Source organism: Streptomyces sp. Je 1-4 4N24, from assembly GCF_026239515.1.
In the GTDB taxonomy this organism is placed as follows: domain Bacteria; phylum Actinomycetota; class Actinomycetes; order Streptomycetales; family Streptomycetaceae; genus Streptomyces; species Streptomyces nigrescens.
Genome location: NZ_CP110836.1, coordinates 8,403,620 through 8,429,133, shown reverse-complemented (window position 1 = coordinate 8,429,133; position 25,514 = coordinate 8,403,620). Strand labels below are relative to the sequence as shown.

Here is a 25,514-nt window from a genome sequence, read left to right as displayed (position 1 = left end):
TCACCCCGCCCCGAGAGCGCTCCTGATGGTGTCGCGCTCGCCCCCGCCGGACACATGGCCACAGTCGTCCCCGGCCGGAACGGGCCATCCGACGAGACCGCGGCCGGGCAGATCGACATGGTCACAGTCGGCACCGGCGACCACCCGGCGCGGTGCCGCGCCGGCCCGCTCGGCGGTCAGATGCGCGGTCACGAAGGCCGCGCTCGTCCTGTTGATGTCGCGGGTCAGCCCGAGGGGAAGCAGCGAGCGGGTCTCGGCGATCGCCTCGTCCTCGCCGGCCCGCAGCACCACCCGGACGTCCGGTGCCACACCGTGCGCCGCGACCGCGACGGCGATGTTGTCCAGCTCATGGGAGCCGACGGCGGCGAGCGCGCGGGCCCGCCCCAGCCCCAGCCGCGCCAGCACCTCCCGGTCCTCGCCGTGCGCCAGCACCACGGGTATCCCCATCGACCGCGCGAGGCGCAGGTTCGGGGCGGTGGGCTCGCGCTCGACCCCGACGACCGGGACCCCCAGCTGCCGCAGCGTCTGGCACAGCCGCAGGCCGACCTGCCCCAGCCCCACCACGATGACGTGACCGGCACGGGGGAGCACCCGCGGCCCCAGCACGCCGACCAGCCGCGGGCCGAACAGCCGGTCGACGATGCCCGCGGTCAGCAGCGCGGTGAATCCCACCGTCACCAGCATCGCCGCCCCGGACACCACCTCGTAGACGGGATGGCCGGCGTGCGGTGCGGCCGGCCCCACCCCCGCCACGACCCGGGCGGCTTCCAGGAAAGCGGTGCTGACCGGCTTGTGGAACACGCCGACCAGCCACACCCAGTCCAGGACCAGGACGGTCACGATGCCCAGCAGCCCGATGAGCAGCAGGCGGGCGTCCGCGTCATGGGGCTGTAGCTGCCCCCGCAGCCGTCCGAGCACCGCCCGCCGCCGGGCGGCCGCGCTCGGCCGCCATGCCGTCTCCACCAGCCGGCCCTCCTGCGGCCGGACCGCCACCGCACCGTGCCCGTCGTCCCACACGGCCAGCGCATCGGGGTCGACACACAGACCGGCCAGCGTCGGCGCCAGGAGATCGGCGGGCGAGACCGGCACACAGTCGCGCAGCAACAACCGGAGCTGCTCCGCCACGGTGCGGTCGAAGACGGTGACGACGATCCGGACGCTGTCGCAGACATGGCGTACGGCGAGGGCGTAGCGCAGCGCGGACAGATCGTCGCCCACCAGGACGGCGATACCGGCCGGCCGGGCGGCGAGCGCCCGGCGGAGGTCCTGGTCGTCCGGCGCCGCAAGATGGTCCACCGGGTGTCCGCTCTCCCCCAGGGAGGCACAGACCCGGCGCGCCAGCGTGGTCGCGCCGATCACCACCATTCCGGCGTCCCGGCCCGCGGGGGTCGCCGGATTCACCCCGGTTTCCACGGCTTCGCCCACCGGCTCCGCCGGGTGCGCCTCCGGAGATTCACCGCGCCATTCACCTGCCATTCCGTCCCGCGACCCGCTGCTGTCGTCCACCCCTGGTGGTGTGGGTGAGGGAGCGGTCGTCGGAGCGGTTCGGGTCTGTCGGGCGGTGGGAAGGGTGGCCATGGAGTCCCCTTGCTCGTCGGCCGGCGGCAGGGCCTGTCGGCAGGCCCCAGGGCCGAACTCACGCTAGAGCGCGGGCGCTCCGGGGCATCTGTTCCGTCGGCCAAGGCTTCGCCGACGGCGTTGTCCGCCCGCACGAGCACCCGTCCCGACGCCTTCAGGGGGCGGGCGCGGGGAGACACCGGCGCACCCGGTCCGCCTCGCGCGCCCGGGGCGCGACCTCCCGTCCCCGCCATCCGCATTAGCCGAGCGGACAGCTATCCGGGGTGAATTTGTCCACTCGCACAAATACGCCGCCGAGCACCGCCACATACGCTTACGCAAATCCCAATCCGGACGTGATGCGGCTCACCTCTCACGAGGAGGGCGAGCAGTAGCGCGGAGGCGCAGTCAGCGCTCCCCCACCCGCGCAGGCATCCGAAGGCCACGGCTCGATCGCCGGGCCTTCAAACGTCGTCAGGGCCACGATCGCCAGCACCTGGACCCGGCCCTGTCGTGCGTCCAGCTACCGAGGCGATCCCAGCAGTCACCACGTGCATGACCCCTCCAACCCTCAATGGATGTCGAAGATGACTACATCTCCCCCCAGCCCCGTGGCCGCTCCGCCCTCTCCGCCGGGGAACGGGCAGGCTCCGCAGCAGTCAGGTCTGCAGTCGGGCCTCAAGAACCGCCATCTGTCCATGATCGCCGTGGGTGGGGTCATCGGCGCCGGTCTCTTCGTGGGATCCGCCTCCGGCATCACCGCGGCCGGGCCCGGCATCCTGCTGTCGTACGCCCTGGTCGGCGCGATGGTCGTGTTCGTGATGCGGATGCTCGGCGAGATGGCGGCCGCCAACCCGACCTCCGGCTCGTTCTCCGCCTACGCGGACCGGGCGCTCGGGCGCTGGGCCGGTTTCTCGATCGGCTGGCTGTACTGGTTCTTCTGGGTCGTGGTGCTCGCCGTGGAGGCGACCGCCGGCGCCGCCATCCTCACCAGCTGGGTCCCGGCCGTCCCGCAGTGGGCCTGGGCTCTGATCGTGATGGTCGTCCTCACCGCCACCAACCTGGCCTCGGTCGCCTCGTTCGGTGAGTTCGAGTTCTGGTTCGCGGGCATCAAGGTCGTCGCCATCGCGGCGTTCATCGCCCTCGGCGGCCTGGCGATCTTCGGTGTGCTGCCCGGCTCCGACAACGCGGCAACCGGCTTCGCCAACCTCACCTCCCACGGCGGATTCCTGCCGAACGGACCCACCGCGATCCTCACCGGTGTGCTGATGGTCGTCTTCTCCTTCATGGGCAGCGAGATCGTCACCCTCGCCGCCGGTGAGTCCGAGGACCCGCAGCGGGCGGTCACCAAGGCCACCAAGAGCGTCATCTGGCGGGTCGGCATCTTCTACCTCGGCTCGATCCTCGTGGTCGTCTCCCTGCTGCCGTGGAACGACCCCTCGATCGCCAAGAAGGGCTCGTACGTCGCGGCCCTCGACTCCATAGGCATCCCGCACGCCGGCCAGATCATGAACGTCATCGTGCTGACCGCGGTGCTCTCCTGTCTCAACTCCGGCCTCTACACCGCCTCCCGGATGGCCTTCTCCCTCGGCCAGCGCGGCGACGCCCCGAAGGCCTTCGCCCGGACGAACACGCGTGGCGTCCCGCAGGCCGCGATCCTGGCCTCCGTCCTCTTCGGCTTCATCGCGGTCGGCTTCAACTACCTGTGGCCGGACACGGTCTTCCAGTTCCTGCTGAACTCCTCGGGCGCGGTCGCGCTCTTCGTCTGGCTGGTCATCTGCTTCTCCCAGCTGCGGATGCGCGGGATCATCCTCCGCGAGAACCCCGACAAGCTGATCGTCCGGATGTGGCTCTTCCCGTATCTGACCTGGGCGACGATCGCGTCGATCTCGTTCGTGCTGGTCTACATGCTCACCGACGACAGCGAGGGCGGCGGCCGGATCCAGGTCCTGCTGTCGGTGCTGCTGGCCGTTCTGGTGGTCGGCGTCTCCCTGGTCCGCGACCGGCTCGGCCGCGGCACCGCCGAGAAGGAAGCCGTCACCTCCCGCTAGCAGGAGTGTCTGCCATTCGGGCAGGGGTGTGCCTCGGCGCACCCCTGCCCGTACGCTCACCCGAAGCCCTCATCACCACGCTCGTCCCCGCAGACGACTCACCACCGGAAGGCCCACCGACGAATGCCCGTCTTCAGACGCCGCAAAGGCAGCCTTCCCCGCCTGGTCCCCGAGCTCGACGACCGCACGCTGGGACAGGTCCGGCGGCGCGTCGAGACGTGCTGGTCCCGCGGTTCGCTCGACACCGCCGTGATGGCCTCGATGGGCGATGTGATCGACGAGACCGGCCAGGACTGGGACCGCAAGGCCCACCGGCTGGCGGTGCTCGCCCGTGCCGCGGGACGGTCGCTGCCCGGCATCTGGCGCCAGCACAACCCGCAGAACCAGAACGCCTTGCTGCTCCACGCCTGGTCGGATCTGCTCCAGGCCCGGCAGCAGGACTCCGCCGTCGATCTGAACGACACCCGTGAGACCTGCCGGCTCGCGGCCGATCTGCTCACCGCCGACCCCACACCGTGGATCCTGCACCTGGCCACGCTCCGCCTGGAGCGGCGCCCCTCCACGGAGCTGTCGGCGATCTGGCGGGAGATCAAGGCCCGCGATCCATGGAACCGCGAGGCCCATCTGCAGGCTCTGGGGTATCTGTCGCCGGACGAGTGCGGCTCCAGCGCCCTGGTCCTCGATCTGCTCGACGGTGTCCGCGCCGGTATGCCGCCCCAGGCCCCCGCCGCCGGTCTGGAGCTCACCGCGCTCATCGGCAGCCATCAGCGAGCGGTTGCCGGCGGCGGGCTGATGGCGCTCGGCGCCGGCGAGATCTGGCGGCGCCCCGACGCCGCCAAGGCCCTTGACCATGCGGCGCACTACTGGCCGGGCCCGGGGTTCCTCACCCACGCGGCGGCCCTGGCCGATCTCAACCTGCTGGCCTACGCCCTGATCAAGGCCGGCCGGACGGCCGAGGCCGGGGCCGCACTGCGCGCCACCGGAGGGGTGGCGACGCCCTGGCCGTGGAGCATGGACGGCGACGCCCTGGAGCGGTACACGCACTTCCACGGTCGCTATGCGGCCGGTGACCCCGACGGCGGCTCCGCGGGTCGTGCCACGAGCCGGCGGCGCTGAAGGGCAGCTCCGCACCGCAACTCACCGCGCCCGTAGCGGGCATGTGTGCGAATCACAGCGCGCGCGTGCGAGCAGGTAGCCGGATCGGGTGGTTTTGTCGCCTCTTGCGGCGTATCTGGCGTGCCCCGACCCCTTCCAGGGGATCCCCTCCTGGAAGAGGGTTGGGAGATTCGCATGCGCAACACCGTCAGCACCGGCCGCTCGGCGGCATCTGGCGGCTGGCGCGTGCTGGTGTTGCTGGTGTTACTGACCCTGTTGCACGCCGCGCTGAGCACCGGCTCCTCCGAAGTCCTGATGCCCGGTGCCGGCGGCTGCCCTCCCCGTACCGCCACTCCCGCCCTGTCCGTCCCGGCCGAACGGCCCTGCATCCCGGCGGGACCGGTGCTGGCGTCCACCGAGGGCGGCGGAAAGCATCCGGGCAGCGGCGTCCGGCGCAAGTGCGACGCCTCGGGGTGCCATCTCCGCCATCAGGTCCCCACCGGGGCCGGCGGTAAGGCGCTCGGGGACTCCCTCCCGGAGGAGACCATCACCGCTTCGGGGAGCGCCTCGGCCACGACTGTCGTCACGGCCGCCGCCCCCGCCTCGCCGAAGCGCGTGGCCATCCTGCGCTGCTGAGCGGGCCCGGCCGTATACGCCCACCCCTCCCCGCACCGGGGCCCGGGGCGAATGCGGCCTGCCGTCATCAGCTTTCGGGACCACCACCGCAGGAGATTCGGCATGCCCCTCGACGTCTTTGCCGCTCTTGGCGCGCTCGTCCGCGCCGAGGCCGCACGCACCCGGACGAAGCCCGCGACGAACCCCACGAAGAAGAACCCCACGGACCAGACTCCGGCGCAGCGCCCGAGCAGCCTGTCGCCCCCGTCGGTCGAACCGCCGGACACCGTCGGCGCCCCCGCCCCCACCCCCGCTCCCGCTCCCGCCTCCGCCCCCGCTTCTGCTCCCACCGCCAGGAGGAATTTGCTCGCCAGGCTGATGCAGAAGCTGACCACGCTCTTCGGCTGAGGCGGGCGCAGGCCCGGACCCCGGGCGGTCCGCTGTCCGGGCGGCGGCGCGCGGCGAACCCGGTCGAGCGGTGGCAGGCCCCACGGCGCACCGTTTGTCCGGCTCCCCTGCGGGCACCATCCTGGAGCCATGGCCCCCGTTTCAGGCCCGGACGCACTGTCCGGCTGGGCCGTCCGGCATCCTGGCCCGATCACCTCCGGGCCGCTGGTGCCGGTCCGTCGCCCCGCTCCCGAGCCGGGCCCCGATGACCTGCTGCTCAGGGTGGAAGCCTGCGGTGTCTGCCGTACGGATCTGCACCTGGCGGAGGGCGATCTGCCCCCGCACCGCCCGTCGACCGTTCCGGGCCATGAGATCGTCGGCCGGGTGACCGCCACCGGCGAGTCGGTGACGCGGTTCCGGACCGGGGACCGGGCCGGCGGGGCATGGCTGCGCGGCACCTGCGGAGTCTGCCGCTACTGCCGCGCGGGCCACGAGAACCTCTGCCCGGCCTCCGTGTACACCGGATGGGACGCCGACGGCGGCTTCGCCGAAGCCGCGCTGGTCCCCGCGGATTTCGCCTACCCGCTCCCGGGCACCCAGGACGCCACGCTGCTGGCGCCGCTGTTGTGCGCCGGGATCATCGGCTACCGCGCGCTGCGCCGCAGTGCGCTGCCCGCCGGCGGCCGGCTCGGGATCTACGGTTTCGGTGCCTCGGCACATCTGGCCGCGCAGGTCGCCCTGGCCGAAGGGGCCACCGTGCATGTGCTGACCCGGTCCGCGCAGGCCCGTGAACTCGCCCTGGAACTGGGCGCTTCCTCGGCCGGCGGCGCCTACGACCGGCCGCCCGAACCGCTGGACTCGGCGATTCTCTTCGCTCCGGTGGGCGATCTGGTGCCGGTGGCGCTGCAGGCGCTGGACCGCTCCGGCACCCTCGCCGTTGCCGGTATCCACCTCTCCGACATCCCGCCGCTCACCTATCAGCAGCATCTCTTCTACGAGCGGAATCTGTGCAGCGTGACCTCCAACACCCGGGAGGACGGGCGCGAGTTCCTGGCGACCGCGGCGCGGATCGGCATCCAGGTCACAGTCAGCCCCTACCCGTTGAGCCGCGCCCCGGAGGCACTCGCGGACCTGGCCGCCGACCGGGTGCACGGCGCCGCCGTGCTGACGCCCGGCTGATGCTCTGCGTGACGGCACCAGGAAATGAGCACGTCATACGGGGTCAACTCCGATCCATGGGCTCACCCCTTTCGGGTACTCGCACCTCCCGGCGTCGTCACGGATAGTAGTCATCGGTAACGCAATGCTGTCAGTTCGCGTAGGAGGGCAAGGAGCCATATGACGGTCAATCAAATCCAGGCCGGAGTTGAGTGCGGGATCGAAGTGGGTCCTGGCGACGCCCGGTACGAGGCCCTGCGGAGAGGGTTCAACCAGCGCTTCATCGCGACACCCGACTATGTGTCGGTGGTCAGTTCGACGAGCGAGGTCGTCGCCGCGGTCAACAAGTATCTGGCGAGCCACCGTTCCGACGAGGATCTCCACCGGCGGCTCACGGTCCGGTCGGGCGGCCACTGCTACGAGAACTTCGTCTGCGGCGACGACGTGGGCGTGATCATCGACCTCGGGCAGCTGGACCGGGCCTATCTGGACCAGGAAATGGGCGCGTACTGCGTGGAGTCGGGGGCGAACAACTGGCATGTCGCCACCCACCTCTACGCACCGTTCGGAGTGGCCCTGCCCGGCGGCTCCTGTTACTCCGTGGCCGCCGGCGGCCATGTGGCCGGCGGGGGTTACGGGCTGCTGTCCCGGCAGCACGGGCTGACCGTCGACTACCTCTATGCGGTGGAGGTCGTCGTCGTCCGCGACGGACAGCACGCGGAGGTCGTGATCGCCCGCCGCGACTCACCCGAGCCGGAGCTGCGGGAGCTGTGGTGGGCCCACACCGGCGGGGGCGGCGGGAACTTCGGCGTGGTCACCAGGTATTGGTTCAAGGGGCTGCCCGAGCCCCCCTCCCAGGTCCTGCTGCACGCCGTGGCCTGGCCGTGGGAGGACATGCTCAAGGACCCGGAACGCCTGAAGTCGCTGGTGCGCAATTACGGGCTGTTCTTCGAGTACGAGAACACCACAGAACTCCCGGCGTCCCTCCGCTGCGACTACAGCGACATGTTCACCCTGCTGAAGCTGAACCAGCGGGCCAACGGCAAGATCGGTCTGATCACCCAGCTCGACGCCACCAGGCCGGACAGCGTGGAGAGGCTGAATGCCTTCCTCGGGTGGATCACCCAGGACCTGGGCATCGAGCCCACCCCGCTGGACCGGCGGATGGGCGAGCACGCGCCCATGGGCGGCCTGGAGGTGCCGACCCGGCTGCCCTGGCTCACCGCCACCCAGACGCTCAACGGCTCCGGCGACAACCAGTGCGGCAAGTACAAGTCGGCGTACATGAGGCGTGGTTTCACCGAAGCGCAACTCGACACCATCTACCACCACTTGTCGTGCAAGGGCTACGACAACCCTCAGGCACTGCTCCAGGTCGACTCGTACGGCGGCGCGATCAACCTCCCGGACAGCGGCGACACCGCGGTCTACCAACGCAGTTCCGTACTCAAGCTCCAGTACCAGACGTACTGGAGCTATCAGCAGGACTCCAACGACGACGGTGTCGCCGACCACCACGATGCCGAGGTCGACCCCTCGATCGCGGCGCCGCACCTGCGCTGGATCCGTGAGTTCTACCGCGATGTCTACAAGGACACCGGCGGGGTGCCGATCCTGGCGCCGACCGGCACCCCGGACGGCGGCCAGCCGGACCCGGTGACCGACGGGTGCTACATCAACTATCCCGACCGCGACCTCGACGATCCCGAGTGGAACCGTTCCGGCCAGTCCGCGCACCGTCTGTACTACGGCGACAACTATGGGCGCCTGCAGGAGGTCAAGGAGCGCTGGGACCCGCGCAATGTGTTCCGCAACGCCCAGTCCGTCCAGCCGTACACCGGCTGACCGTGCCACCGGGGCCGGCAAGGATGATCCGTCCGTTCCGCTGCCGTGAGCACCGCTGATCGGCACAATGGAGGTGTGCCACATCTCTCAGAACTCAGCCTTGCCGACGGGACGTCGATCCGCCTGGAGCTGGCCCCGGCGACCGCGGCGTCTCCCCCGGCGCAGTCCCAAGAAGCCGACCTGCCGGACGGCATGGGCCCGACCGTGCCGGTGGCCCGGGGCGGCGCGGCGGCCGGCGCCGGTGCCGTCGCGGCGATGCGTACGACGCTGCGTCCGCTCGGGCCCCTGCTCCAGGAGATCCATGATGCGGTCACCGCGTCCGAACGACCGCCGCACGAGATGTCGGTGCAGTTCGGGGTGCAGGTCGGCCAGGACCTCAAGCTCGGGATCGTCGGGGCCAACGGCCATGCGAGTCTGACGATCACGGCGACCTGGCAGCCGCAGCGGGCGGAGTAATGGGCTGGTTCCGCGCCGCATCGGGCACCGACGTTCCGGCGGATCCCCGCTTCCGGGTGGCGTCGGTGCTGAATGCGGAGGACGGCAAATCGGCGGGCGCGGCCGTGGTGCTGACGCCACATCACCTGCTCACCTGCGCCCATGTCGTCAATGACGCGCTCGGAAAGGACCTCTTCGACGACAGCCGGCCGGAGGGGGCCACGCTGCGGGTGAAGACACACGGCCCGTCCGGTGCGCAGCTGCACGAAGCGCAGCCCGTCCACTGGCTCCCGCCGCGCCGGCTCGACGGAACGGACGGTCCGCCGGGCCGTGGCGAGCTGGAGTGGGCGGGCGATCTGGCGGTCCTCAGGGTCAGCGCCGAGTTAGGCTGCCCGGCTCCGCCGGAGTTCCGGCCGATGCGGGTGGGCCAGTCCGTGCGCGCCTGGCACGGCTCCGCGCTGAGCGGCTCGTACGCCGATGTCCGGGTGAAGACCTGTGACAGCCGGGTCGGCTACCTGGACGGCGCGCTCTCCGGTATGGCGATCGGGCCCGCCTACAGCGGCGGCCCCTTGTGGTCGGATGCCGAGGGCGCGGTCGTGGGACTCGTGGCCGCCTGTGTGCTGCCGCCGGTCGACCAGGTCTACGACTCCCGGCATGTCACCCGCCGCAGTTGGGGCATCCCGTGGCAGCGGATCGAGGCGGAGCTGCGGGCGGCCGGCGCCGGGGCGCTGCTCGACCGGCCGGTCCGCGACGACGATCCCGCGCAGGCCGTCCTGGCCGATCTGCTGGCGAATGTGCTGCCCGCGCCGATGTTCCGGGCCGACTACGCCAGGGCGGTCGCCGAGCGCTGCGGCCTCGGGCACCCCACGGACGGCTCCGCCCCGACTCCCGAGGAGTTCGCGCGGGTCCTGGTGACCGAGGAGCGGGCGCTGGCGGCGCTGACGGAGGCGCTGCGCTCCCGGGACCCGGGTGCCGTCTCCGCGTTGATCGCGGCGGGGAAGCTGTCCGCGGTGCCCCGGCTGCTGTCGCCGCGGGAGCACGACCGGCTGCTGGCCCAGCTGACGGGGCTGCCGGGCGAGCTCGTGGATCTGCTGCCCGAGGCCGTACGGGCCGCGCTGCCACTGGTCGCGGAACTCCCCTACGACGCCGGGTTCCCCGAGCTGCTCGGCAGGCTGGAACAGCTCTCCGGTGACAGCCGTTCCGGACCGGGCGAACTGCGGGTGCCCGGGCTGCTGCGAGCGGTCGAATATGTGGCGGTGCTGTGTCCCCCTCCGGAGCGGGCCCGGCTGCGGCTGTGGGCCGACGGCGTCGCCGCCCGGCTCGGTATCCCCGCGTCCTCGCTGCGGGAGCGCCGTGCCGACGCGGACGAATGGGCGCTCGGGCGGAACCGGCGCACCCGGCCGCCGCGGCTGTTGGTGCACCTGGTCAAGGCCGGTGCGGACGCCTTCCATCTGCGTCTGTGGAGCGACGACGGGATGGGCCCGCACCGGGCGCCGACCGAGACCGGCCGCCGGTACAGTGCGGCAGAGACCGCCGAGGCGGTGCTGCTGCTGTTGGAACGGCTCTGCCGGACCGCTCCCGAGGGCGTCCGGCCGGTCGTCGAGGTCCTCCTCGACCGTGACTGCCTCGAACTCCCCGTGGACGAGTGGGAGTTCGCCGATCCGGACGGCCTGATCCCGGGGGTGCTGGGCGCGGAGTACGCCCTGGTGGTGCACTGTCCGGAACTCCTGCGCCGCAACGAGCGTTTCCTCACCGACTGGCGCCACCGCTGGGACCGTCTGGAATCCTCCGGCCCCCTCCGCATCACCGGTCCGTCCACCGGAGTGCGCGAGGTGTACGGCAAGTTGCTCGACCGGCGCGATGCCGCCCGGGTGTCGGTGGAGGTGTCCGCACGGGCCCGGATGGAGATCATCCAGGTGTGTCTGGCGATGGGCGTTCCGGTCGTGCTGTGGGACCGCGGTCCGGCGCACGAGGTCTCGCACGCCGTCCAGCAGGTGTCGGAGGCTCCGGCCCGTGCACTCCCCGAGCAGGTCCGTTCCTACCGCGCCAAGACCCTGCACCGTCCCGCCGACCATCCGGGCAGGCCCGTCCTCGCCTGGGCCGACCCCGACCGCGCTCTGCCCGAACTCCAGCTTTCCGAACCCACGGAGCTCATATGAACCCCGAACCCGCCGCCGACTGGCGGCTGTTCCAGGGAGACGGCACCCAGCGCCGGGTCACCCTGCCGCAGGCCCCGCCCTGGCGCAGGTTCGGCGGCTCCCGGCGCGGCGCCCCCGGGCCCCTGCCGTATCTGATCGCTCCGGAGCACGCCGACGTGGTCAACGCCGCGCTCCATCTGCGCAGGCCGCTGCTGGTGACCGGGCCGGCCGGCACCGGCAAGTCCTCGCTCGCCAGGGCGGTCGCCCATGAACTCGACCTGGGTGAGGTGCTGCGCTGGCCGGTGAACAGCCGGGCCAACGTCCAGGACGCGCTGTACCGCTACGACGCCATCGGGCGGCTGCGGGAGACCACCCTCAGCCGTGACCGCGGGGAGGCCGAGCCCTCCATCGGGAGCTTCGTACGCCTCGGTCCGCTGGGCACGGCGCTGGTGCCGGGCCCGCGGCCGCGGGTGCTGCTCGTCGATGAGCTCGACAAGGGGGACGTCGATCTGCCCAACGATCTGCTGACCGTGTTCGAGGAAGGCGTCTTCGAGATCCCGGAGCTGGCCCGGCTGCCCGAGTCGCAGTCGGTGGTACAGGTCCTGGCGGCCGACTCCCAGGACCCGGTCACGGTGGAGCGGGGCAAGGTGCTGTGCACGGAATTCCCGGTCGTGGTGATCACGAGCAACGGGGAGCGGGACTTCCCGCCGGCGTTCCTGCGCCGCTGTATCCGGCTGGATCTGCCCACTCCCGACGAGGAGCGGCTGCGGTCCATCGTGGCGGCCCACCTCGGTGACGGCGCGCTGGTCGGCGTCGAGGACCTGCTCAGGTCGTTCCTGCAGCGCCGCGGTCCGGGCGAACTCGCCACCGACCAGCTGCTCAACGCCGTCTTCCTGCGGGCCGGCGGCGTCGATCTGGATGCCGACGGGCTGCTGGACGCCGTGCTCCACCAACTGGGCGGGACCGTCTGAGCGATGACAGGGGGATCCGACCGGCTCCGGGAGGTGCTCGCGGTCTTCGCGGGGGCCGGTGTCGAGCTGGACCGGCACTCCCTGCTCGATGCGCTCTGGCTGGCCGGACGGCTGCCGACCGACGCGCAATCGGCGCCTCTCGCACGGGCGTTGGGCCCCGGGCACCGGTCGGTGTCCGGGGCCGAGGCGTGCCCGGAGCCACCGCCCCCGCCCGTGCCGGACGACGGTGCCATGGCGGAAGCGGAACCCCCTGACGTCCTGCCGCTGGACGACCTCGGCGGCGATCTGCACGCCGCGCCGGAGACCGGCACGGTGCCGCGGCCGCCCCGGCGGGAATTCCCGCTGCCGCCGAAGACGAGTGCGGCGATCCCGCTGCGGGTTCCGGAGAACAAGGCGCTCCTCGGCGAGCTGGGCATCGGCCGCGCCCTGCGCCCGCTGCGGCAGCGCCGGACCACCACCCGTATCCAGGAGTTCGACGAGGCGGCGACGGCCGCGGCGCTGGCCGAGAGCGGGCTGCCCGACGTCGTGCTGCGCCCCGGACACGAGCGCTGGCTCGACCTTGCGCTCGTGGTGGACGACGGTATGTCGATGCTGCTGTGGCGGCGGCTCGCCGTCGAGTGGCGGACGATGATGCAGCGGGTCGGCGCGTTCCGGATGGTCCATGTCCACGGGCTGGACACCCGCGGGCCCGATGCCCCGTTGCTGCGCGGCCGCCCGTTCGACCCGGACACCACCTCGCTGCCGCCGGCAGTGCTGGCCGACCCGTCGGGCCAGACGCTGATCCTGCTGCTGAGCGACGGTATGGGGGCCGCCTGGCGGGACGGCCGGATGCACCGGGTGCTGGGGCGCTGGGCGGCGAACGGGCCGGTCGCGGTGGTGCATGCGCTGCCGCCGCGGCTGTGGGGCGGCTCCGGCATCCAGGCCGGCCGCTGGCGGGTGACAACGCGCCGGCGTGGTGCCGCCGGGGTCTCGTGGAGCGTCAGCGATCCGGTCCTGCCCGCCGACCTCGCGCCGTTCCACGGGCTGCCGGTGCCGGTGCTGGAGACCTCGGCGGGGCCCGTCTCGGCCTGGTCCCGGCTGCTCGCCTCGACCGGCGGCACGGTCCAGCTCCCGCTGCTGCACGCGCCGGCCGGGCGCCCCGTCGTCCCGTCCGGCGACGGCACGGACACCGTGCGGCACTTCCGCGACGCGGCCTCGCCCGAGGCGTACCGGCTCGCCGCGCACATCGCGGCGGTCGCGCCCGTTTCCGTGCCGGTGATGCGGCTGGTGCAGTCCGCGGTGCCGTGGTCCGCCGACACCGCCCATCTCGCCGAGGTGTTCCTCGGCGGGCTGATGCAGCCCGTCGAGGCGCCGGTGGCCGGCCCGCTGCGGGACCAGCACCGGATCTTCGACTTCTCCGAGGCGGCCAAGTCGGCGCTCCTGGACGCGGTGTCCACGCCCGAACTCCTGCGCACCGGACGCCACATCGGGCACCGGCTGGAGCAACTGGCCGGACGCTCCCCCGACTTCCCCGCCTGGCTCGCGCATCCGGACGGGATGGACCACCTTCCGGCCGGCTCGCGCGCCTTCTCCTCCGTGGAACGGCGGCTGATGGCCCGGCTCGGCGCCTCCGTGCAGGTGGCGCCGCCGGACGACGACATGGAACCGGCGGACCCCGACGGCTGGCGCCCCCTCACCTCGCGGGATCCCCGCCGGCTGGGCCCGTACACCCTGCACGGCCGGCAGCCCGGCGCACGTTCGCTGGTGTACCTGGGCCGCGACCGTGCCGGCAAGGAGGCCGCGGTCCGGGTGATCAGGCCGGGCGCACCGGAGGAGGCAGCGGCGATGCTCGCCACCGAGGCGGAGGCGCTGGGGCGGATGGCCGGCCAGTATGCGCCGCTGCTGCTCGCGACGGGCCCGCGCGACGAGCCGCCGTGGCTGGCCATGCAGCTCTACCGTCCGTCCGGGCAGGACCAGGGCGGGCCGCCGCCGCAGCTCAGCAGCCTGCTGCGGGCGGCCACCGGCTCCCAGCTGCGCCGCGACACCCTGCTGTCCATCGCCTACGGATGGCATCTGGCGAGCGCCGTCAATCTGTGCCATCTCAAGGGGCTGGTACTCCCCGAACTCACCCCGCAGAGCGTGCATGTCGTCGGGCGCTCCCTGATGCTGACCGGTCTGGGCCGGTGCGGCATCGACGGGAAGTTCCGGGCCCGCGGGGCGGAAGCCGTCCCCACGATGGCGGACAACATCGAGTCCCTGGGCCAGATCCTGCGCCGGCTCGGGGACAAGCACCGCGTCCCGCAGTCCGCGGAGAGCGGGGACATGGCGCTGTGGCAGGGCGACACCTGGCGGCCGTTGCGCGAGATCGTCACGGCGTGCCTGTCCGAGGACCCGGGGCGCCGCCCGACCGCCGGTGAGGTCGCCGAGGCCTTCGCCCGTTACGTACCGATGGCGACGGAACTGCGGACGGGCGCCGACGCCGGCGGCGCCGCACGCTTCTCGTTCCGTCCGGGCCCGCAGATCCCGCTCGACCACGACTCAGCGGAGCTCGGCGAGGCGGCGGACCGGCCGCTGCGGGGCGGTAGTCCGGCGCCCCGGCTGGGGCGGCGGCGGATGGGGCCGGAGCAGCAGCGGAAGCTGGAACTGGTCCGTGCCCGCCTGCGGTTCAGCTACCGGGCGACCGTCGTCGGCGTGGACGGCGAGGTCGGCCGGAGCACCGTCACGATCGCGCTGGGGGCGCTGCTGTCCGCCGCGCGCGGTGGGCGGGTGATCGCGCTCGACGCCGGCCACGCGGTCGGAGAGCTGGCCGCCCGGCTGAACCTCGGCGGCTCGGCCGGGCTGCGCCACGATCTGCTCCGTACGCTGCCCGTGGCCGACAGCTACGAGGAGGTGCTGCGCCACACCCTGGACGGCCCGTCAGGACTGCGGGCGCTCACGCACGGCCTGGGCCGCACCACGCCGGTTCCGGTGTACGAGGAGGAGTACCGCCGGCTGATGGAGCTGCTGAGCCGGCACTTCTCCGTCGTCCTCGCGGACTGGGCCCATCTGCGGACGGAGAGCGTCACCGACACCGCCCTGTCGATGACGCACCGTCTGGTCGTCGTGGCCCCGATGACCGAGCGCGGCATCGAGCAGACACAGACACTGCTGTCCCGTCTCGCACGCCGTGGCTACCCCGAGCTGGCGGAGCGCGCCGTCCTCGCGGTCACCGGCCTTGCCGGACCGGACCGGCCGGTGCGGCGGGACGATGTCGTCGAGCACTTCCGCGGCCATCCGGGCGGGGTGGTCTTCATCCCCTTCGACTACCGTCTCGACAGCCGGCGCGACATCGAGCTCGCCCGGCTGCGGTCCCGTACGCAGGACTCGTTCCTCGACCTCGCCGCGCTGCTGGCGGAGGACTTCCCCGGTCACACACCGTGATCCCGGCGCCGACTAGCTCCCGGCTCGCTGTGTGCCGCACCATGGAGGGAAGACGGTAAATCACGACATATCCGATTGAGGCGGTGGCGGGGTGGACGCCCTGGCCCCCGAGGGCGGATACGGCGACCGTGGCTTATGACGACGGCTTCCGGCGTACGGAGGCGGTGCAGGCAGTGACCGCACGAGTCCTTGGGTCTACCGGGGCTGAGCTGACCGCCGTCTATGTGCCGGCCGAAGGGGACAGCGTTCTTCAGCTGGCCGAGATGGTCGGCGGCTCCGGCATCCCCTACGGATTGCCGACGAGCTATCCGGTGTCCGGCAACTCTCCGGTCGCCGCGGCCTTCCGCGGCGCCGCCCCTCTGTGGCTGGGCCCGGCGGAGCTCGCGGAGTACGACCTGACCGGTTCCCCGGACAGCCCCGGCGCGGACCCCTGGGACGGCGCCGGGAAGCCGCCGGTCGATGTCTCCCTGAGCGTGCTGCCGCTGGGCGTGAGCGGCCGCCTCCTGGGGTGCCTGGTGGTGATGGACAAGGCCACCGACGCCTTCGACGCGGACCGCCGCCACCTCCTGGAGCTGCACGCCGACCAGGTGGCCGCGGGGCTGGAGGCCATCGCGGCCCGGGTCATGGCGCAGACGGAGCGGCGGTCACTGCTGGGGCCGGGGCTGGACACCCTCCGGGGCGGCGCTTTCACGCTGGTGCTGCGCACCGGACGGATGGACGCGGACGCACAGGTGCTGGAGCTCTTCGGCATCGCTCCGGAGGAGTTCGACCGGCGGGTGGAGACGCTGCTGGAGCGCACCGTACCGGACGACGTGCCCGCGCTGATGTCGATCGTGGAGCCGGGCGCGCTGCCCACGGCCGGCCAGCAGCTGTCCATCCGTATCCGCCGGCCCAATGGCGAACTGCGCTGGCTGAGCCTGCGCAGCCGGGTGCTGGTCGACGCCGCCGGCACCCCGGAGCGGATGCTGGGGGTGGTCGCCGACGCCTCGTATCTGCGTCCCACCGCCGACGAGGTCTCCATCGTGCAGCGGCTGTCGGCCGCGCTGGCCGGGGCCACGACGATCCGGGACGTCAGCCGGGTGGTGGTCTCCGCGCTGCGGTCGCCGCTGGAGGCGGACCGGGTGGCGGTGGCCGAGCTGGAGGCCGACCGGTTCGTGGTGTCCGTCCTCGACCCCCCGGAGCCCGGTGCCTGGCCCGCTGCGTGGCGGTCCGAATGGCGGTCCGAGTGGCCTGATGCGGCCTGCCACTCCATGCCCACGCTGGAGAGCGTGCTGCGCGCCGGGCATGTCGCCCTGTGGCCGCCGGGAGCGGCCCTCGAACCCGACCTCGCGGGCATCGGGCCCGGCGGGCTCGCCGTGCTGCCGCTGCCGGCCGAGGGCCGGATCGTCGGGGTGTGCCTGATCGGATGGGACGAGGAGCACCACTTCGGGCCGGAGGAGCGGTCCTTGCTGACCGCGACCGCGGGCCTGGTGGGACAGGCCCTGGTGCGCGCCCATGCGCTGGACGCCGGGCACGAGCTCGCCACGATGCTCCAGCGCAGCCTGCTGCCCCGCAAGCTGCCGTCGCTGCCCGGCGGGGTGGCCGTCGCCCGCTATCTGCCCGCCACGATGGGGCTCGAAGTGGGCGGCGACTGGTACGACGTCATTCCGCTCTCCGACGGCCATGTCGCGCTCGTCATTGGCGATGTGGAGGGCCACAGCGCCGGCGCCGCCACGATCATGGGGCAGATGCGCACGGCCATCAGGGCCTACGCGGTGGAGGGCCACCCGCCCGATGTGGTGATCTCCCACGCCAACCGGCTGCTCCTCGGCATGGAGACCGATCTGTTCGCCACCTGCTGCTATGTGGACCTGGACATGGAGGAGGGCATCGCCTGGTTCGTACGGGCCGGGCATCTGCCGCCGCTGCTGCGGCTCCCCGACGGCAGCACCGAGGAACTGCCGGTCGAGGGCGGGCCTCCGCTGGGTGTGGCCGAGGACGGTGAGTTCCCGCTGACCGAGGTGGGGCTGGCCCCCGGCACCGTGCTCGCCCTGCTCACGGACGGCCTGGCGGAGTCGGCCAGCCTCCCCCTGGAGGAGGGCATCCGCCGGGTGCGTGCGGCGCTCGCCGCGGCCGATCCGGCCGATGCCGGTCAGCTCGCCGATGACCTGCTCGGGGGCGCGAAGCGGCGGGACGACGATGTGGCCCTGCTGGTGCTGCGCTACGACGGGATGCGGGTCCGCCCGACCCGGGTGCGCTGGACGGTGTGGCGGCTGCCGGACGCCGTCATGCACGCCCGCCGCTTCACCGGGCGCACCCTGCGCTCCTGGGGTGCGACGGAGGAGCTGGACGTGGCCCTGCTGGTGGTGTCCGAGCTGGTCACCAACGCCATCGCCCATACCCAGGGGGAGGTACGGCTCGATCTGACGCTGGCCGCGGACCGGCTGCGGATCGCGGTGAACGATGCCTCGCCCCGCGCCCCCGTCAAGCCGACGAGCGTGGACTGGGAGTCGACCGGTGGCCGTGGGCTGCTGCTCGTCGAAGCGATGTCGGCGTCCTGGGGCTCGGTGCCGCTGAGCGGCGGCAAGCAGGTGTGGAGCGAGATCACCCTGGAGCCGGGCGAGCGGCTCGGCGCTGCGGAGGCGGCCGCCGCGGACGGCCGGCCGAACGGTGAGGAGGTGCGCTGAGGTGAATGTGCGCCTGCGGGGAGCCGCTGCCCTCCTGGCCGGGGTGTGCATGGTGGCCGGCCCGGCCGCCTGTGGAGAGGCCGGCGGAGCACGGGAGTCGAACGGGTCCGCCTCCGGCGGCGCCCCGAAGATCGGTGTGCTGCTCCCGGACAACACCTCGCGCCTCTACCACTTCGACAAGCCCCTGATCGAGAAGAAGATCCGTCAGCTGTGCCCCGAGTGCACGGTGGAGACCGTCAGCGCCCAGCACGATGTGGCCACCCAGCAACAGCAGATGGACGCGATGATCACCAAACAGGTCCAGGTGCTGATCCTGGATGCCGTCGACTCCAAGTCGCTCCGCTCCTCGGTCGAGAACGCGCGGCGGGCCGGGATCCCGGTCGTCGCCTACGACCGCCTCGTCGAGGGGCCGGTCTCCGCCTATGTCTCCTTCAACGGCGAGACGGTCGGCAGGCTGCAGGGTGAGGCGCTCCTCAAGGCGCTCGGTCCCAAGGCGCGCGACGCCCAGATCGTCATGATGAACGGCGCTTCGACGGACCCCAACTCCGCCTGGTTCAAGCAGGGCGCGCTCGCCGCGCTCAAGGGCAAGGTGAAGATCGGGAAGGCCTACGAGACCGGCGACTGGCGACCGGAGAACGCGAACCGCAACATGTCCGCCGCCCTCTCGGCCCTCGGCGCGGACCACATCGACGGTGTCTACTCCGCCAACGACGGACTCGCCGCCGGCATCATCGCCGCCCTCCGTGCCGCCAAGGTCGCTCCGCTGCCGCCCATCACCGGGCAGGACGCCGAACTCGCCGGCATCCAACGCCTCGTCAAGGGCGATCAGATCATGACCGTCTACAAGCCCTTCGCGCCCGAGGCCGGCACCGCCGCCGCCATGGCCGTCGCGCTGGGACGCGGCGAGAAGCTCAAGGACATCACGACGCACACGGTCAACAGTCCCACCAACCGGGGCATCCCGGCCGTGCTGCTCACCCCGGTCTCCGTGAACGTGCACAACATCAAGAACACCGTCGTCAAGGACGGTATGTACACGATCGATCAGATCTGCACCCCCAAGTTCGAGTCCGCCTGCAAGAAGGCGGGGCTCCTCAGGTAAGGCAGGTATCCATGGAGTCCGGCGCACCTCTCCGGCGACCGAGGCCGGCGCCGCCCCTGCTGGCGCTGCGCGGCATCTTCAAGCGGTACGGCGCCGTCCAGGCCCTGGCCGATGTCGACCTGGAGATCCGCGCCGGTCAGGTCGTCGCTCTCGTGGGCGACAACGGCGCCGGCAAGTCCACGCTGATCAGGGTGATCGCCGGGGTCGACCCTGCCGATGAGGGCATGATCGAGTGGGAGGGCCGGCCCGTCCACATCACCCGCCCGCACGATGCCCAGGACCTGGGAATCGCGACCGTCTACCAGGACCTCGCGCTGTGCGACAACCTCGACGTGGTCGGCAATCTCTTCCTCGGCCGCGAGATCCACCGGGCCGGCGTCCTCGACGAGGTGGAGATGGAACGCCTCACCCTGGACCTGCTGGACATGCTGGCCATCCGGATGCCCGACGTCCGCCTCCCGGTCGCCTCGCTCTCCGGCGGCCAGCGCCAGACCGTCGCGATCTCCCGCTCGCTCCTCGGCGAACCCCGGCTCGTGCTCCTCGACGAGCCCACCGCGTCCCTGGGCATCGAACAGACCGCCCAGGTCCTCGACCTCGTCGACCAGCTGCGGGAGCGCGGTCACGGGGTGCTTCTGATCAGCCACAACATGGGGGACATCAAGGCGGTCGCGGACTGGATCGCCGTCCTGCGACTCGGCCGCAACAACGGGTTCTTCGATGTGACGACCACGTCCCACGAACAGATCATCTCCTCGATCACCGGAGCCACGGACAACGCCGTGACCCGCCGCAAGACGCCGGAGTGGGAGGTGGAGCCATGAGCCGGACCTGGGCGCTTAGGAAGAACAAGGCAGCCGGCGCCTCGGTGCCCTCTGCCGACCGGCGCCGGCTCGCGCCCGAGTTCGGTGCGCAGAACCCCCTGGAGCTGCTCAAGCGCAGGTTCCACAGTGGTGAGCTCGGCTCGGTCCCGGTCGCCCTCGGTCTGATCGTGGTGTGGATCATCTTCGAGAGCCTCAACGAGAACTTCCTCTCGCCGCGCAATCTGTCCAACCTGAGCGTGGACATCGTCGGCATCGGCATGATCTCGGTGGGCGTCGTCTTCGTGCTGCTGCTGGGCGAGATCGATCTCTCGGTCGGCTCGGTGAGCGGTCTGGCCGCGGCCGCGTTCGCGGTGCTGAACGTGAACCACGGTGTGCCGGAGGGGCTCGCGCTGCTGATCGCGGTGGTCGGCGGCACGGCGATCGGAGCCTTCCAGGGGTTCTTCCTCGCCAAGGTCGGGGTTCCGGCGTTCGTGGTCACCCTTGCGGGCCTGCTGGGGTGGAACGGCCTGATGCTCTACATCCTGGGCGCCAACGGCACGATCAACATCGATGACAAGGGCCTGCTCGCGATGCTGACCGGCTACTACTTCCACAACGTGGCCGCGGCGTACGGCCTGGCGGCGCTGGGCACCGCCGGGTACTTCCTCACCTCGTACCATGACGCGCGGCGGCGCCGGGCCGCCGGGGTGCCCGCCCGGCCGCTGAGCGAGATCCTGCTGCGCACGGGCGTGCTGGCGGCGATCGCCATGGCCTCGGCGTTCGTCCTCAACCAGTTCCTGGGCCTCCCCCTGGCCCTGTTGATCTTCCTGGTCATGCTGGTCGGTCTCGACTATGTGCTGCGCCGCACGCGCTACGGACGCATGATCTTCGCGCTGGGCGGCAGCGTCGAGGCTTCCCGCCGCACCGGCCTCAATGTGGACCTGGTCCGCATCTCGGTCTTCATGATGTCCGGCACGATGGCGGCGATCGGCGGTCTGTTCCTGGCCTCGCGCGTCACCTCGGCCAGTCAGACCTCGGGGGCGGGCCTGCTGCTGATGGACGTCATCGCCGCGGCGGTCATCGGCGGCACCAGTCTGTTCGGCGGACGGGGCCGGACCTGGTCGGCCCTGCTCGGTGTCCTGGTGATCCAGTCGATCGCCTCCGGGGTGGCCCTCATGGGCATCCAGACGGCCGTGCAGTTCATGATCACGGGCGGGGTGCTGCTGATCGCCGTGGTCATCGACTCGCTGTCGCGGCGGGCTCAACGGGCGCACGGGCGGGTCTGACGCACCACCGCTGCGGCGGGCGTTTGCGCCGCGGTACGGCACGGCACCCCGTGGTCGAACCCGGCGTCATCCTGGCCCTGTTGAGGGGGTGGCAGTTCACGGCCTCGCCGCCGCGCTGGTCCACCGGTTCCCGCGCACCGGGGGCCGCACCATGCTCCGCAGGATGGGCGTCGGCCCGCCCGGCGGCCCGGGAACGTCCACCGCGCAGGACGGCGCCGGGTCCGGGCCGCGCTGACCTGTGCCGGCGGGATGGGGCCGAGTGGCTCATGCCGGAGCGGACGAGGTCGAGCACCCTTGAGGTGTGGGCGCGAAGGCGCCGAGCGCGCCAGGAACGGAGCGAGGCCATGAAGGATGTCATCACCGCCGGTGTGGACGGTACGCCCGAGTCCTTGTCCGCGATCCTGTGGGCGGCCGAGGAAGCACGGCTGCGTCGTGCGCGCCTGCGGCTGCTGCATGCCTGGGTGCTGCTCGCGCCGGAGCCGACGCCCCGTCCCGCCGCCGAACAGGACCAGAACTACTGGCCGCACCGGATGATGGACGAGGCCGTTACGGCGGTCCGCACCCGTTTCCCGGACCTTCCGGTGGAGGAGGCCCTGGTGTCCAAGGACCCGCTGGAGGCCCTGAAGGAAGCCGCGGAGCAGTCGGATCTGCTGGTCCTCGGCTCACGGGATCTGGGCCCGGTGTCGCGCTACGCCCTCGGCGAGCTCGGCCTGCAACTGGTGGCGCACACCACCTTCCCCACGGTCCTGGTACGCGCCCGGCAGGACACCACGGCGACCGAGCGGGCCGGCGAGGTGATGGTGGGGCTGAGCCTCCACGGGCCGTGCGAGACGCTGCTCGCCTTCGCCTTCGACAGCGCCGCCCGGCGGGGTGGCACCCTGCGGGCCGTCCACGGCAGGCATCTGCCCGCGTACGCCTACAACCGCGGGGGCGGTGTGGAGCCGATCGCCGCCGAGGAGGCGGCGCAGGACGCGCGGCAGGAGCTGGCCGCCGCCCTGCAGCCCTGGCGGGAGAAGTACCCGGACGTGCGGGTGGACGACCGGGTGGTGATGGAGAGTCCGGCGCCGGCGCTGCTGCACAGCGCCGCGGACGCGGGACTGTGCATCGTCGGCCGCCGGCGCCGGCACCGGCTGCCGGGGCCCCGGATCGGCCATGTCGTGCAGGCGGTCGTCCACCACGCTCCGTGTCCGGTGGCCGTGGTCCCCCACGAGTGACCGCGCGGCAGCGGGCGCCACGGTCCGTGACGGCCCGGCGTCCGCGCCAGGACGCGCCACGGCAGAAGGCGGATGATGACGGTGAGGGCTCATACGGCGGGATCAGCTGCCGACGGCGAGGCGGCCCCGGTCGCGGACCGGGCGGCGGCCTCCGGCGGCAGCCCCCGGTAGGAAAGCGGAGGCAAGCCATGGCAAGGACAGTCGAGTGGCCCGTCCGTCTGTACCTCTCCGAGGAGGACGGCACGACCAAGGCGCGCGTGGTGCTCCGTACCGGAACCACCACCCTCACCGGGCACGGAACGGCACGGTGCAGCCCCGAGGACCGGGATGTACCGGAGATCGGCGACGAGATCGCGGCCGGACGTGCGGTGAAGGATCTCGCCGGGCAGCTGCTGCGGGTGGCCGACGACGACCTCGAAGGTGTCGGTGCCGCGCCGCCCCGGCGGGAGCACCGCGTCGCCTACGGCTGGACGGACGCCATGGCGTGAGCCCGGTGCGGGCGGCGGGCCCCGGCCGGCCGGTGGCCCGGCCGTCCGTGGAAGGAGTCGGCCATGTCGGATGCGACGACCACCGACCTGTACGAAGTCACCATGGCCCTCTCGTATCTGCACGAGGGCATGACGCAACCGGCGACCTTCAGCTGCTTCGTGCGGGCGCTGCCGCCGGAACGGGGATTCCTGATCGCCGCCGGGGCCGAAACCGTCCTCGATTTCCTCGCCGGCTTCACGGTCGGACACGAGGATGTCGAGGTGTTCGCCGAGGCGTTGCAACGGCCGGCGCGGGATCTGGCCCCGCTCCTGGGCATGCGGTTCACCGGCGAGGTCCGGGCGGTGCCGGAGGGGCGGGTGGTGCTGGCGGGTGAGCCGCTGCTGGAGATCACCGCTCCGCTGCCGCAGGCCCAGTTCGTGGAGTCCTTCGTGCTGAACCACCTCACCCATCAGACGGCCATCGCCTCCAAGTGCATCCGCTGTGTGCTCGCCGCGCGGGGCCGCTCCGTCGTGGATTTCTCGCTGCGGCGCACCCATGGCACCGCCGCCGCCCGGCAGGTGGCCCGGCTCGGTGCCATGACCGGTTTCGCGGGCACCAGCAATGTGGCGGCGGCGCACGCCGAGGATCTGACGGCCGTCGGCACGATGGCGCACTCGTACATCGAGGCGTTCGAGGACGAGGAGGCGGCATTCACCGCGTTCGCGCTCTGCCACCCCGGACCGGTGACCTTTCTGGTGGACACCTACGACACCGAGTCGGGTGTCGCGGCGGCGGCCCGGGTGCTCAACGGGCTGGGCCGCGGTGACGGGTCGGCCATCCGGCTGGACAGCGGTGACCTGGCGGAACTGGCCTTCAGGGCCCGCTCGATCCTGGACAACGCGGGGCTGCCGCAGGTGCGGATCGTCGCCAGCGGCGGGCTGGACGAATACGCCGTGCACGACCTGGCGCGCGCGGGAGCACCGATCGACGTCTACGCCGTGGGCACCCGCGTCGGGGTGAGCGCCGATGCCCCCTCCCTGGACTCGGCGTACAAGCTCGTCGCCTACGACGGCCGGCCCGTGATGAAGCTGTCTTCGGCGAAGCTGACCGCCCCGGGGCGCAAGCAGGTCTTCCGCCGGCCCGGGTGCCTCGATGTGGTCGGCCTGGCCGACGAGCCGCTCCCGGAGGGCAGCACCCCGCTGCTGGAGACGCTGATGCGCGGGGGTGTGCGCAGCGCACCGCGCGGCCGGCTGCCGGACGCCCGGCAGCGGGTCGTGGCGGATGTCGCGGAGCTGCCCGCGACAGCCCGGTACATCCGGTCGCCGCAGGCGGTGCACCCCAGGGTGTCGAAGCGGCTCGCCGCCCTGACCGACCGGGTCCGGCGGCGGATCGAGCGCGAGGTCCTGGCCCCGTTCGGCTCGCATGCCTGAGGCCGGGGCCTGAAGCCGGGAGGCCCGGCGGGGCATTTCTCCGTACCGTCGTCGTATGGCGGAGAAACAGGGCGGCAACGGCCCCGGGAAGCTGCCGCGGTCACTGTACGAGCGGGAGCTGTACCGGCTGCAGACGGAGCTGGTGAAGCTCCAGGAGTGGGTGCGGACCGAGGGCGCCCGGCTGGTGGTGGTCTTCGAGGGGCGCGACGCGGCCGGCAAGGGAAGCACGATCAAACGCGTCACCGAGTACCTCAATCCCCGGGTGGCGCGGATCGTGGCGCTGCCCCGGCCCACCGAGCGGGAGCGCACCCAGTGGTACTTCCAGCGCTATACGCAGCACCTTCCCGCGGCGGGCGAGATGGTGCTGTTCGACCGCAGTTGGTACAACCGGGCCGGTGTCGAGCGGGTCATGGGGTTCTGCACACCGGCGGAGCACCAGCGGTTTCTGCGGCAGTGCCCGGTCTTCGAGCGGATGCTGGTGGAGGACGGCATCCTGCTGCGCAAATACTGGTTCTCCGTGAGCGACGAGATCCAGGAGCGGCGGTTCCGGCGCCGGCTGGAGGACCCGACGCGGCGCTGGAAGCTCTCCCCCATGGACCTCGAATCGCTGACCCGCTGGGAGGAGTACTCGCGGGCCAAGGACGAGATGTTCGTCCACACGGATATCGCGGAGTCACCGTGGTACGTCGTCGAGAGCGACGACAAACGCCGGGCCCGGCTGAACATGATCGCCCATCTGCTGTCGACGCTGCCCTACCGCGACATCGCCCCGCCGTCGCTCGACATCCCGCCACGGCCACCGGCCACCGGTTATCAGCGGCCTCCCCGGGACCTGCAGACCTATGTGCCCGATCATGCGGCCGGGCTGGAGCGGTGACGGCGGGGCGGCAGCGCCGC

At 72.1% G+C, this 25,514-nt stretch carries 19 protein-coding genes; 18 read left to right on the top strand and 1 reads right to left on the bottom strand.

Annotated features, from left to right (window positions below; genetic code table 11):
* Positions 1 to 1,401: an NAD-binding protein gene (locus tag SLV14N_RS36525; RefSeq protein WP_263272661.1), complete on the bottom strand. Its 1,401-nt coding sequence runs from the start codon at positions 1,399 to 1,401 to the stop codon at positions 1 to 3.
* Between the two features lie 743 nt (positions 1,402 to 2,144).
* Between SLV14N_RS36525 and SLV14N_RS36520 the strand changes: the two genes are divergently transcribed.
* The 18 genes from SLV14N_RS36520 to ppk2 all read left to right on the top strand — a co-directional run bounded on the left by SLV14N_RS36520 (position 2,145) and on the right by ppk2 (position 25,494).
* Entirely contained in the window at positions 2,145 to 3,608 is a 1,464-nt protein-coding gene (locus SLV14N_RS36520; RefSeq protein ID WP_237538839.1) for an amino acid permease, read from the top strand.
* Positions 3,609 to 3,731: 123 nt separating this feature from the next.
* Entirely contained in the window at positions 3,732 to 4,724 is a 993-nt protein-coding gene (locus SLV14N_RS36515) for a hypothetical protein (protein ID WP_208687050.1), read from the top strand.
* Between the two features lie 174 nt (positions 4,725 to 4,898).
* Positions 4,899 to 5,339, top strand: a complete 441-nt coding sequence (locus SLV14N_RS36510) for a hypothetical protein (RefSeq protein WP_263272660.1) — start codon at positions 4,899 to 4,901, stop codon at positions 5,337 to 5,339.
* A 102-nt stretch (positions 5,340 to 5,441) separates the two neighbouring features.
* Positions 5,442 to 5,726, top strand: coding sequence for a hypothetical protein (locus tag SLV14N_RS36505; protein WP_263272659.1), 285 nt, complete (start codon positions 5,442 to 5,444; stop codon positions 5,724 to 5,726).
* Positions 5,727 to 5,855: 129 nt separating this feature from the next.
* Entirely contained in the window at positions 5,856 to 6,884 is a 1,029-nt protein-coding gene (locus SLV14N_RS36500) for a zinc-dependent alcohol dehydrogenase family protein (protein ID WP_263272658.1), read from the top strand.
* A gap of 159 nt (positions 6,885 to 7,043) precedes the next feature.
* Entirely contained in the window at positions 7,044 to 8,708 is a 1,665-nt protein-coding gene (locus tag SLV14N_RS36495; RefSeq protein ID WP_263272657.1) for an FAD-dependent oxidoreductase, read from the top strand.
* 75 nt (positions 8,709 to 8,783) lie between these two features.
* Positions 8,784 to 9,164, top strand: coding sequence for a CU044_2847 family protein (locus tag SLV14N_RS36490; RefSeq protein ID WP_093638186.1), 381 nt, complete (start codon positions 8,784 to 8,786; stop codon positions 9,162 to 9,164).
* Entirely contained in the window at positions 9,164 to 11,302 is a 2,139-nt protein-coding gene (locus SLV14N_RS36485; RefSeq protein ID WP_263272656.1) for a trypsin-like peptidase domain-containing protein, read from the top strand. Before SLV14N_RS36490 ends, SLV14N_RS36485 begins: the two co-directional genes overlap by 1 nt.
* A complete protein-coding gene (locus SLV14N_RS36480) occupies positions 11,299 to 12,252 on the top strand; it encodes a MoxR family ATPase (protein WP_148588951.1) in 954 nt (317 codons plus the stop codon). The genes SLV14N_RS36485 and SLV14N_RS36480 overlap by 4 nt, the downstream gene beginning before the upstream one ends.
* 3 nt (positions 12,253 to 12,255) lie before the next feature.
* A complete protein-coding gene (locus tag SLV14N_RS36475; protein ID WP_263272655.1) occupies positions 12,256 to 15,651 on the top strand; it encodes an SAV_2336 N-terminal domain-related protein in 3,396 nt (1,131 codons plus the stop codon).
* A gap of 164 nt (positions 15,652 to 15,815) precedes the next feature.
* The gene (locus SLV14N_RS36470; RefSeq protein WP_336298246.1) at positions 15,816 to 18,317 is read left to right on the top strand and encodes a SpoIIE family protein phosphatase; all 2,502 of its coding nucleotides are present in this window, start codon (positions 15,816 to 15,818) and stop codon (positions 18,315 to 18,317) included.
* Between the two features lies 1 nt (position 18,318).
* Positions 18,319 to 19,419, top strand: coding sequence for a substrate-binding domain-containing protein (locus SLV14N_RS36465; RefSeq protein WP_259670636.1), 1,101 nt, complete (start codon positions 18,319 to 18,321; stop codon positions 19,417 to 19,419).
* Between the two features lie 11 nt (positions 19,420 to 19,430).
* Entirely contained in the window at positions 19,431 to 20,240 is an 810-nt protein-coding gene (locus SLV14N_RS36460) for an ATP-binding cassette domain-containing protein (protein WP_208687034.1), read from the top strand.
* Complete coding sequence (locus SLV14N_RS36455) at positions 20,237 to 21,505, top strand: sugar ABC transporter permease (RefSeq protein WP_263272654.1); 1,269 nt, start codon at positions 20,237 to 20,239, stop codon at positions 21,503 to 21,505. The genes SLV14N_RS36460 and SLV14N_RS36455 overlap by 4 nt, the downstream gene beginning before the upstream one ends.
* Positions 21,506 to 21,849: 344 nt before the next feature.
* Positions 21,850 to 22,719, top strand: a complete 870-nt coding sequence (locus SLV14N_RS36450; RefSeq protein ID WP_263272653.1) for a universal stress protein — start codon at positions 21,850 to 21,852, stop codon at positions 22,717 to 22,719.
* 188 nt (positions 22,720 to 22,907) lie between these two features.
* A complete protein-coding gene (locus SLV14N_RS36445) occupies positions 22,908 to 23,207 on the top strand; it encodes a DUF1876 domain-containing protein (RefSeq protein ID WP_263272652.1) in 300 nt (99 codons plus the stop codon).
* A 63-nt stretch (positions 23,208 to 23,270) separates the two neighbouring features.
* A complete protein-coding gene (locus tag SLV14N_RS36440) occupies positions 23,271 to 24,617 on the top strand; it encodes a nicotinate phosphoribosyltransferase (protein ID WP_208687026.1) in 1,347 nt (448 codons plus the stop codon).
* A 55-nt stretch (positions 24,618 to 24,672) separates the two neighbouring features.
* Positions 24,673 to 25,494 (top strand): polyphosphate kinase 2, encoded by an 822-nt coding sequence (gene ppk2, locus SLV14N_RS36435; protein ID WP_208687024.1) that lies wholly within the window; start codon positions 24,673 to 24,675, stop codon positions 25,492 to 25,494.
* Positions 25,495 to 25,514: the final 20 nt, after the last annotated feature.